This is a genomic window from Arthrobacter sp. TB 26 (assembly GCF_000427315.1).
GTDB lineage: Bacteria > Actinomycetota > Actinomycetes > Actinomycetales > Micrococcaceae > Arthrobacter.
In genome coordinates this window covers 16,103-25,964 of the sequence record NZ_AUPJ01000295.1, presented here as the reverse complement: position 1 = coordinate 25,964, position 9,862 = coordinate 16,103, and the positions used below count along the sequence as shown (strand labels likewise).

Annotated in this window: 11 protein-coding genes; 9 read left to right on the top strand and 2 right to left on the bottom strand. The window is 67.0% G+C overall.

Annotated features, from left to right (window positions below; all coding sequences use genetic code 11):
- On the bottom strand, positions 1–310 hold a 310-nt coding region (locus tag K789_RS24570), incomplete at its 3' end, for a heparan-alpha-glucosaminide N-acetyltransferase domain-containing protein (RefSeq protein ID WP_128081602.1).
- Between the two features lie 97 nt (positions 311–407).
- Between K789_RS24570 and K789_RS0110740 the strand changes: the two genes are divergently transcribed.
- The 9 genes from K789_RS0110740 to K789_RS0110705 all read left to right on the top strand — a co-directional run bounded on the left by K789_RS0110740 (position 408) and on the right by K789_RS0110705 (position 9,289).
- Entirely contained in the window at positions 408–794 is a 387-nt protein-coding gene (locus K789_RS0110740; RefSeq protein ID WP_237739573.1) for a hypothetical protein, read from the top strand.
- Positions 795–856: 62 nt separating this feature from the next.
- A complete protein-coding gene (locus K789_RS26450) occupies positions 857–1,261 on the top strand; it encodes a carbon-nitrogen hydrolase family protein (RefSeq protein WP_272943964.1) in 405 nt (134 codons plus the stop codon).
- Entirely contained in the window at positions 1,228–1,659 is a 432-nt protein-coding gene (locus K789_RS26445) for a carbon-nitrogen hydrolase family protein (protein ID WP_272943963.1), read from the top strand. Before K789_RS26450 ends, K789_RS26445 begins: the two co-directional genes overlap by 34 nt.
- Before the next feature lie 78 nt (positions 1,660–1,737).
- A complete protein-coding gene (gene dapA / locus K789_RS0110730; protein WP_024366763.1) occupies positions 1,738–2,646 on the top strand; it encodes a 4-hydroxy-tetrahydrodipicolinate synthase in 909 nt (302 codons plus the stop codon).
- 61 nt (positions 2,647–2,707) lie between these two features.
- A complete protein-coding gene (locus K789_RS0110725) occupies positions 2,708–4,399 on the top strand; it encodes a ribonuclease J (RefSeq protein WP_024366762.1) in 1,692 nt (563 codons plus the stop codon).
- 167 nt (positions 4,400–4,566) lie between these two features.
- Complete coding sequence (locus K789_RS0110720; protein ID WP_024366761.1) at positions 4,567–7,536, top strand: FtsK/SpoIIIE family DNA translocase; 2,970 nt, start codon at positions 4,567–4,569, stop codon at positions 7,534–7,536.
- Positions 7,537–7,545: 9 nt separating this feature from the next.
- A complete protein-coding gene (gene pgsA / locus K789_RS0110715) occupies positions 7,546–8,187 on the top strand; it encodes a CDP-diacylglycerol--glycerol-3-phosphate 3-phosphatidyltransferase (protein WP_024366760.1) in 642 nt (213 codons plus the stop codon).
- Positions 8,184–8,696: a CinA family protein gene (locus K789_RS0110710; protein ID WP_024366759.1), complete on the top strand. Its 513-nt coding sequence runs from the start codon at positions 8,184–8,186 to the stop codon at positions 8,694–8,696. The genes pgsA and K789_RS0110710 overlap by 4 nt, the downstream gene beginning before the upstream one ends.
- A 140-nt stretch (positions 8,697–8,836) precedes the next feature.
- Positions 8,837–9,289 carry a helix-turn-helix domain-containing protein gene (locus K789_RS0110705; RefSeq protein WP_024366758.1) on the top strand — a complete coding sequence of 151 codons (453 nt, stop codon included), beginning with the start codon at positions 8,837–8,839 and terminating at the stop codon, positions 9,287–9,289.
- Positions 9,290–9,360: 71 nt separating this feature from the next.
- On the opposite strand, the gene K789_RS0110700 is transcribed toward K789_RS0110705, so the two are convergent.
- A partial coding sequence (locus tag K789_RS0110700) for a MarR family winged helix-turn-helix transcriptional regulator (RefSeq protein WP_029704865.1) occupies positions 9,361–9,862 on the bottom strand: 502 nt, incomplete at its 5' end.

Below are 9,862 nucleotides of genomic sequence, written 5' to 3'. Positions count from 1 at the left end.
CCGCCCACAGCTGCGGACCCTGGAACGGCTGCTGCTTGCCGGTTGACAGGGCCAGCCCGATCCCTGCCAGCACGGCGAAGAGGGCCGAGGCGCGTCCCGAAAACACGAGCCCCACCCAGGTGGGTGTGAGCTGGGCGTTGGACTCGAAGGTGGGGAACACATGGGTGGCCATCATGCCCAGGAGGGCCAATCCGCGGGCGGCGTCAATACCTGACAGCCGGATTCCAGACGTGTTTCCCGAGTTCCTGCCCCTGCCCCTGTTCCTGCCCCGGGCGGTCCTGGATGGGGAAGCCATTCCGCGCGGGGTCATGTCTCGATCGTCTCATATCCGGCTGTGCGGAGCCTGCCGAAAACTGTGCGGCCGCCGTGGCCTTGTATTCGAATATATGTTCGAATACCATGGGGCCATGAACAACACACCAGAGCCCGTCGTCCCCGCATCCGGGACGCGCCGCTCCACCCGGCCGGGACAGTGCGGCCCGGACCCGGTGTCCGGCGTCCTCAAAGCGATAAGTCCCGGCGTCGTGGATTTCCTCTTCCGGCAATTGGTGGCCGGCGAATCGGCCGAGGACATCCAGTGGCAGCGGGAAGGTACGGTCCTCTCCGCGCAGGCCCCGGGGGCGGAACTGGCCCGCCGGCTCGCCGAGACGGACCTCGAATCGCTGACTCCCACCGAACTCTTCCACTACGTGCGGGCCGCCCAGCGGCTCGCGGCGTGGGCCGAGTCCCTGCGCGAAACCGCGGTGGGTCGCTACTGCACCACGCCGCCCGGGGGTGGTGCCCCGGCCGTCTGACCTTTCCCTTTCCGTATCCGAACAACATGCCCGCTGGAAACGGCGGTGCCTAGGATGGCAGGGTGACCACCGCGCTGACGCTCTCCGCCATCCAGTACACGGCCGTCGACGGCGGCATCCCCGCCAACGTCGCGGAACACATCCGCCTGATCGAGGACGCGGACAGCCACGGCGCCCGCCTGGTGGTGTTCCCCGAGCTCTCCCTGACGGGCTACGACCTGGACGGAATGGCGGACCCGGGACGGTGGGTGACCGCCAAGGACCGGCGACTCGACGGCCTCCGCGAAATCTGCCGGCGGACCGGGATCACTGCGGTCGTGGGTGCCCCCTTCCGGGAAGCGGACGGTACGCCGCGACTGGCGTCGCTCGCCCTGCACCCCGGCGGTGAACTGGAACCGGCTTCAAGGCCTGGCTCCACGGACCGGAGCGGCAGGTGTTCAGCGCCGGAGACCAGACCGCCGTCCTGACGCTGGACGGCTGGAAGGTCGCCCTGGCCATCTGCCTGGACACCGCGCGCCCCGTCCATGCCGGCGAGGCGGCGGCGGCCGGGGCGGACCTCTATGCGGTCTCGGCCCTCTATGCTGCGGGCGAGGACCACCGGCTGGCCCTGCATCTGGGTGCCCGGGCCATGGACAACCGGATGTTCACCGTGCTGGCCAATCTCGGCGGCACCACTGAATGTGGGCCTTCGGCCGGCGGGAGCGGCTTCTGGGGACCAGACGGACTCGTGATCCGGCAGGCGGCCGGAACGGGGACCGAGGTGCTGACCGCGACCCTCCAATACAACGTCCTGGACCGCTACGCCCAGGAGCGTGCCGCCCTGACGCGGACGGCCCCGGCATCCCAACACCCGGCCCCCGGGTGAGGCGAAGGGGCCGGGTTTGATCTTCATCACGTCGCCGCCATTGTCACATCACGCCGGGGACAGGGTAACGTTTTTCATATGGCTGACTCTCGCGCTCGCTCTTACACGTTCGGATCCCTCGTAACCGCCATGGTCACGCCTTTCACGTCCGACGGTGAGGTCGATTACCAGCAGAACGCTGAGCTGGCCAACAAGCTTGTCGACGACGGCCACGACGCCCTCGTCATCTCCGGGACAACGGGGGAGACCTCCACGCTGGAAGACGACGAGAAAGAAAAGCTGTTCCGGGTCATCGTGGAAGCTGTGGGGGACCGCGCCAAGGTGATCGCCGGGACCGGCACCAACCACACCTCGCACTCGATCGAGATGGCCAAGCGCGCTGCCAAGGCCGGGGCCCACGGCCAGCTGATCGTCACCCCGTACTACAACAAGCCAAGCCAGGCCGGCATCCAGGCCCACATTGAAGCCGTCGCCGACGCCGCCGACCTTCCCGTTATGGTCTACGACATTCCCGGCCGGGCCTGCGTGCCGATCCTGCCCGAAACCATGATCCGGCTCGCGGACCACCGGAACATTGTTGCGCTCAAGGACGCCAAGGCCGACTTCGCCGCCACCACGCGTGTCCTCGCGAACACCGACCTTGACGTCTACTCGGGCGACGACGGACTGACCCTGCCGTGGATGGCAGCCGGCGCCGCCGGGCTGGTCAGCGTCTCCGCGCACGTCGCGACGCGGCAGTTCCGCGCCATGATCGATGCCGCACTTGCGGGCGATTTCGCCACCGCCCGCACCATACATTTCGAACTGGACCCCGTGGTCCGTGCAGTAATGACCCATATCCAGGGTGCTGTTGCTGCGAAGCAAGTTCTTAAGTGGCAGGGAGTCCTGCCCAACTCGGTTGTCCGTTTGCCCCTCGTGGAGCCGGACGAAGCTGAGATCGAAACTATCCGCGAGGACTTGGCGGAAGCCGGAATGGTCTTTTCCTGATCAGGTGCTTGATTCTGATGAGTAAAGACCAGGCCGGTACCCGCCTGGAAAGTAGTGCATTATGACCCAAACCGCCCTTCCCGGCCTTGTCACGCCGCCGAAACTGCTCAAGGACACCCTGCGGATCGTTCCGCTCGGTGGCCTGGGGGAGATCGGCCGCAACATGACCGTCTTCGAAATCGACGGCAAGCTGCTGATCGTCGACTGCGGCGTCCTCTTCCCGGAGGAGACCCAGCCCGGCGTCGACCTGATCCTGCCCGATTTCTCCTACATCAAGGACCGCCTCCAGGACATCGTCGCCGTCGTCCTGACCCACGGCCACGAGGACCACATCGGTGCCATCCCGTACCTGCTGCGCCTGCGCGCCGACATTCCCCTGGTGGGCTCCCGGCTGACGCTGGCCCTCATCGAGGCGAAGCTGCTGGAACACCGGATCAAGCCCGTCACCCAGACCGTCACCGAGGGCCAGGTGCAGAAGTTCGGCCCCTTCGAATGCGAATTCGTGGCCGTCAACCACTCGATCCCCGACGCCCTTGCCGTGTTCCTCCGCACGTCCGGCGGCACCGTGCTGCACACCGGCGACTTCAAGATGGACCAGCTGCCGCTGGACGGCCGGATCACCGACCTCCGCCACTTCGCCAAGCTGGGCGAAGAAGGCGTGGACCTGTTCATGTCGGACTCCACGAACGCCGACGTCCCGGGCTTCACCACTGCCGAGAAGGAAATTGGTCCCACCCTGGACCGGCTCTTCGGCCAGGCCTCCAAACGCCTGATCGTCGCGTCCTTCTCCTCGCATGTGCACCGCGTCCAGCAAGTCCTCGACGCCGCGGCCAACCACAACCGCAAGGTTGCCTTCGTCGGCCGCTCGATGGTCCGCAACATGGCAATCGCCGAGAAGCTCGGCTACCTGGACGTACCCCCTGGCATCCTGGTCGACATCAAGAACATCGACAACCTGCCGGACAACCGTGTGGTGCTGATGTCCACCGGTTCCCAGGGCGAGCCGATGGCGGCCCTGTCCCGCATGGCCAACGGTGACCACCGAGTCGTCGTCGGCCAAGGCGACACCGTCATCCTCGCCTCCAGCCTGATCCCGGGCAACGAGAACGCCGTCTTCCGCATCATCAACGGCCTGCTCAAGCTCGGCGCCGACGTCATCCACAAGGGCAACGCCAAGGTGCACGTCTCCGGCCACGCCGCCGCCGGCGAGCTGCTGTACTGCTACAACATCCTCGAGCCGCTCAACGCGATGCCGGTGCACGGCGAAACCCGCCACCTGATCGCCAACGGCAAGATCGCCCTGGACTCCGGTGTCCCCGAAGAGAGCATCCTCCTCGCGGACAACGGCACCGTCATCGACCTCCGCGACCACCAGGCCGACATCGTCGGCCAGGTCGAAGTCGGCTTCGTCTACGTCGACGGCTCCAGCGTCGGCGAAGTCACCGAAGCAGACCTGAAGGATCGCCAGACCCTCGGCGATGAAGGCTTCATCTCCATCATCACCGTGATCCACCGCGCCACCGGCAAGGTCGTCTCCGGCCCCGAGATCCACGCCCGCGGCGTGGCCGAGGACGACTCCGTCTTCGACGAGATCATCCCCAAGATCAACGCCGCTTTGGAAGAAGCCGTGCTCAACCGCTCGGACCACACCACGCACCAACTGCAGCAGGTTGTCCGCCGTGTGGTCGGCACCTGGGTCAACCGCAAGCTCCGCCGCAAGCCCCTGATCATTCCGGTGGTCCTGGAGGCGTAAGCCCTGGCGTCAGCGCTTCGCACTCAGACGGCCTTCCCGGCCTGCCGCAGGCTACCGCTTTGCGGCGGACCGGGAGGGCCGTTTTTGTGTGTCCAGTCGGCAACATGGACCCCGCCCAGGCCCGGAAATCCGCGGTTTTCGGCCCGGCGTCGGGTACCGTAGCGGGTATGGCGACACGTACTTCCTCCGCGCCTAGAGGAAACCCCAGCGGTAAATCAGGCAGCTCTTCGGCCCGGGGCTCCGGCCCGGCTGCGTCCAAAACCAGCAAGCCCTCCGGAACAACAGGCACTGCGCGCACCCGCCAGCTGGCCGCCGTCGAACCCAAACAGCCCTGGCTGGTCCGGGTTGTGGCCGGCGCCTGGCTGGGCATTGCCCACGTCGTCGGTGCGGGAATCCGCCGGATCGGCTACGACGTCAGTGACCTCGCCCCCGGGGACCGCCGCGACGGCGCAGCCCTGTTCAACCTCGCCCTCGGGGTCTTCGTCGCCACCTTCGCCTGGTGGGGTTTCCAGGGCTGGTTCCCGGACATGGTCTACGGAATCGTCAACGGCACCTTCGGCTGGATGTCGCTGCTCCTGCCGCTCATGCTGATTGTCTGCGCCTTCCGGCTGTTCCGCCAGCCCGTTGACGGCCGCGGCAACAACCGGATCGGGATCGGCTTCCTGATCATGACCTTCGCCGGCTCCGGCCTGGCCCACGTCATCGGCGGGGAACCGACCGTCGCCGAGGGATTCGACGGACTGCGCCGCGCCGGCGGTATGCTCGGCTACCTCGCCGCGGCCCCGCTGGCCGCGATCCACCCCGCCGTCCCGCTGGCCGTCTACAGCCTGCTCGCCTTCACCTCGCTGCTGATCGTCACCGCCACGCCCTTCGGGGCCATCCCTGGCCGGCTGCGCGGCGCTTACGAGCACCTCATGGGCATCGACCTGCAGGACCAGGACCAGGATCACGACGGCGACGGCCACGACCGCAGCTACCTTTACGAAAGCGACGCCCCGGCTCCGGCGAAGAAGAAGCGCCGCCGCCTCTTCGGCAGGGACCAGGACGAGGAAGCCGGACTCGACGGCTACGTCGGCGACGAGGCGTTCGAGCGGGCGCTCATTGCGGACGAGGAAGCCGAGGCCGCCCGGGTCGCCGGTGGCGCAAAAACCGGCGCCAAGTCGGTCGCCCCCGGTGTGCGCCGGCCCACCCAGGCCGAGCTCGCCGTCGAGAAGATCAAGGCAGCCCAGGGGCTGGGAAGCGCCGCAGGCAGTACTGGCGCTTCTGCGGGGGAGAACGCCACCGAGGCGATCCCGCTCGTCACCCCGGGCATGATCGCCGCCGGTTCCCTGAATGCGGCCCCACCGGCACCCGGCGCCGCCGCCGTGGCCGCCGCCGCGAAGGTCCCGTCCAATCCCGTGGCAGCGGCACCGCTGCCCACCCCGATTCCGCAGCGCACCGAACAGCTGTCCCTGGCCGGCGACGTGACGTACACGCTGCCGCCGTCGGACGTCCTGACCCCGGGATCCATTCCCAAGGAACGCACCGAGGCCAACGACGCGATTGTCGCCTCGCTGACCGAGACCCTGAACCAGTTCAATGTCGAGGCCCAGGTCACCGGATTCAGCCGCGGCCCCACCGTGACCCGCTACGAGATCGAGCTCTCCCCGGGCACCAAGGTGGAACGCGTCACCGCGCTGTCCAAGAACATCTCCTATGCCGTCGCCAGCTCGGACGTGCGCATCCTCAGCCCCATCCCCGGCCGGTCCGCGATTGGCATCGAGATCCCCAACACGGACCGCGAGACCGTGTCGCTGGGCGATGTGCTGCGCAGCCAAAACGCCAGGCGGACGGAGCACCCCATGGTGATCGGCGTCGGCAAGGACGTCGAGGGCGGCTACGTCGTCGCGAACCTCGCCAAAATGCCGCACCTTCTCGTGGCGGGCGCCACCGGTGCCGGCAAGTCGGCGTTTGTGAACGCCATGATCACGTCCATCCTGATGCGCGCCACCCCCGATGAGGTCCGCATGGTCATGGTGGATCCCAAACGCGTGGAACTCACCGCCTACGAGGGCGTCCCGCACCTGATCACCCCGATCATCACCAACCCCAAGAAGGCCGCCGAGGCCCTGCAGTGGGTGGTCCGCGAGATGGACGCCCGCTACGACGACCTCGCCAACTACGGCTTCAAGCACATCGACGACTTCAACAAGGCTGTCCGCGCGGGCAAGGTCCACCCGCCGGAGGGTTCCAAACGGGTCATCCGGCCGTACCCGTACCTGCTGGTGATCGTGGACGAACTCGCCGACCTGATGATGGTCGCTCCGCGCGACGTCGAGGACTCGATCGTCCGCATCACCCAGCTGGCCCGTGCGGCCGGCATCCACCTCGTGCTCGCCACCCAGCGGCCCTCCGTTGACGTCGTCACCGGCCTGATCAAGGCCAACGTGCCGTCCCGGATGGCCTTCGCGACGTCCTCGGTCACCGACTCCCGGGTGGTCCTGGACCAGCCGGGCGCCGAGAAGCTGATCGGCCAGGGCGACGCGCTGTTCCTGCCGATGGGCGCTTCCAAGGCCATGCGCGTCCAGGGCGCCTGGGTCACGGAATCGGAAATCCACAAGGTGGTTGAGCACGTCAAGGGCCAGCTCAAGGCTGTCTACCGCGACGACGTCGCCCCGGAAGCTCCGAAAAAGCAGATCGACGACGACATCGGGGACGACCTCGAGGTCCTGCTGCAGGCCACCGAGCTTGTGGTCACCACCCAGTTCGGTTCCACCTCGATGCTGCAGCGCAAGCTGCGGGTCGGCTTCGCGAAGGCGGGCCGGCTCATGGACCTGCTGGAATCCCGCGGCGTGGTGGGCCCCTCGGAGGGCTCCAAGGCCCGCGACGTCCTGGTCAAGCCCGATGACCTGGCCACCGTCCTCGCGGCGATGAAGGGCATGGAAGTCCCTGCCGCCGCCGATTCCCAGACCGCGGCACTGAGTGAAAACGCCAACGCGAACATCGCCCAGGGCGGCTACGCGGAGGACCTCGTCGCCGCCGACCTGGACCGGCGGGGACAGAACACCCAGTATTACGACGGGGCTGACGGCGCCGACGGGGGCTCCGGGGATGACGAGGGCGGCTCCGAGGACGCCTGGTCGCTCACCGGGCGGTAGCCTAGGAACGTGACTAGCGCCGAAGCAAACACCGCCGGATCCGCGTCCCGGATCTGGAACCTGCCCAACATCCTGACGATGCTGCGCATCGTGATGGTGCCGTTCTTCGTCTGGTTCCTCCTGCTCGACGCACCCGGTCTGGTCGCCCAAAACGGCGTCTGGCGCTGGATTGCCGCGGTGACCTTCGCCGTCGCCATCTACACGGACAAGCTCGACGGCGACATCGCCCGCAGCCGCGGCCTCATCACCGACTTCGGCAAAATAGCCGACCCGATCGCGGACAAGCTGCTGATCGGCTCCGCCCTCGTGATGCTCTCGCTGCTGCAGGAGCTGCCCTGGTGGGTCACCATCCTCATCCTGGTCCGTGAATGGGGCGTCACAGCGCTGCGCTTCGTTGTTATCCGCTATGGCGTGATCCCGGCGTCGCGCGGCGGCAAACTCAAGACCGTCATCCAGACCGTGGCGATCTTCCTGTACATCCTTCCGCTGGCCTCGATCGCGCCGTGGCTCGGCGTTGTGGCCTTTGCGGTCATGATGGTGGCCCTCGCGATCACCGTCTGGACCGGCGGCGAATACGTCATCGAGGCCGTCAAGCTACGCGCCAGCGGAATCCGGGCACAGCAACGGAAGATCCAGGAGGGCAAGCCATGACCAGTCTCCACCGCTCGATCAACCTGCATCACCTGGCCGAAGAAGCCGTCACCGGGGCGATCGGCCTCGGCGTGACTGTCGCTACGGCTGAATCCCTCACCGCCGGCATGGTCGCCGCAGTGCTGGCAGACACGCCCGGGGCGTCCGGGATGCTCCAAGGCGGTGTGGTGTCCTACCAGAACACCGTCAAGGCCGAGGTGCTGGGGGTGCCCCGGGAACTGCTGGACACTGTCGGAGCCGTCGACGGCCAGGTGGCAGAGGCCATGGCCGAGGGAGCGCGCAGGATCTGCGGTGCCGACATCGGCGTCTCGACCACCGGCGTCGCCGGTCCTGAGCCGCACGGCGGCAAGGACGTCGGCTCCGTCTACATTGGCGTCGCCACCGCGGAGGGCTCGACGTCGTACGGGTACAGCTTCGAGGGCACCCGGCCGGAAATCCGCGGCCAGGCCTGCGCTGCGGCGCTGCAACGCCTGCTGGAGGCTCTGGCAGCCAAAGGCTACCGGGCGTAAAGTTGCCGGGAACAAAACTTGATTCCTAATAGTTGTTACATTGTGTCGCTTCCGAATAAGGGAGGCGCCTAGGATGAAAGCATCATCAGTGTCCGCTGTGACCAGCGGGCTCGACATAAAGAGGGAGCAAGGCGATACAGATGGTAAAGCAGCCCGTATCCGTTAACGGCGTTGTCCGCTGGAAGGATGTGGGCCTCGCCGATCAGGCTAAGAGCGAACAGAAGGAGCGCAAGATGGTTGTACTTCGTCACGAAATCGGTGATGTCCTGCGCGATGTCCGCCAACGCCAAGGCCGTACCCTCCGCGAAGTCTCGCACAGTGCCCGCGTTTCCCTGGGCTACCTGAGTGAAGTGGAACGCGGCCAGAAGGAAGCCTCCTCGGAGCTGCTCTCCTCGATCTGCTCGGCCCTCGATGTTCCGCTCTCCATCATGCTCCGCGAAGTCAGCGACCGAGTCGCCGTCGCCGAGGGAGTAGCAGTTCCGGACACCGTCCCGCAGGAGTTTGCCCAGCGCTACGGCCGTGACCTGGACCGTGAGCTCAACTCCGACCTCAACGACGAGTTGGCCAAGGGCCTTCTCTCCGGGGCACGCTAGCCCCGACACCCTACTCGACAAAAGACCCCGGCGGTGTGCCGGGGTCTTTTGCGTGCCGGGCGGGTTTCCCGCTAGTGGGGTTCGTCCCGGGGGAAACCGTCACGCTCATAGGTGGCGTTGAGTTTGGCGATGTAGCGGGACAGGGTCTGCAGTTCCTCTGTCGGCCACTCGCCCAGCCGTTCGCGGAACACTTCGCGCCGGGCGTCCTGCACTTCATGCATCCTCTCCTCGCCCATGGGCGTCAGCCGGATCATCTGCGCGCGGCCGTCCAGCGGATCGGCTTCCTTGGAAACCAGGCCCAGGCTTTCGAGGAACGCGACCTGCCGGCTCACCGAGGGTTTCCCGACGCCGATGCTGGACGCCAGCTCGGTCAGCCGGATGGAGCCTTGGCGGCGGATCACAGAGAGCAGGCCGTAGGCGGCCGGTTCCATGTCCGGGTGGACCTGGCGGGAGAGGTGATGGGAGATCGAGCGCGCGCGCCGCCAGAGCAGGCTCAGCTGGTGCTCGACGGCGGTCAGCGCCGCGTCTGTGGAATCGTCAGTGCCGCCGGGGATCCCAGGGCCATCGGCGGGG

Excerpts from the sequence above, each read along its gene's own strand:
- K789_RS0110705 (WP_024366758.1), top strand. The coding sequence starts at position 8,837 with ATGGTAAAGCAGCCCGTATCCGTTAACGGCGTTGTCCGCTGGAAGGAT.
- dapA (WP_024366763.1), top strand. The coding sequence starts at position 1,738 with ATGGCTGACTCTCGCGCTCGCTCTTACACGTTCGGATCCCTCGTAACC.
- K789_RS0110725 (WP_024366762.1), top strand. The coding sequence starts at position 2,708 with ATGACCCAAACCGCCCTTCCCGGCCTTGTCACGCCGCCGAAACTGCTC.
- K789_RS0110720 (WP_024366761.1), top strand. The coding sequence starts at position 4,567 with ATGGCGACACGTACTTCCTCCGCGCCTAGAGGAAACCCCAGCGGTAAA.
- K789_RS0110740 (WP_237739573.1), top strand. The coding sequence starts at position 408 with ATGAACAACACACCAGAGCCCGTCGTCCCCGCATCCGGGACGCGCCGC.
- K789_RS0110710 (WP_024366759.1), top strand. The coding sequence starts at position 8,184 with ATGACCAGTCTCCACCGCTCGATCAACCTGCATCACCTGGCCGAAGAA.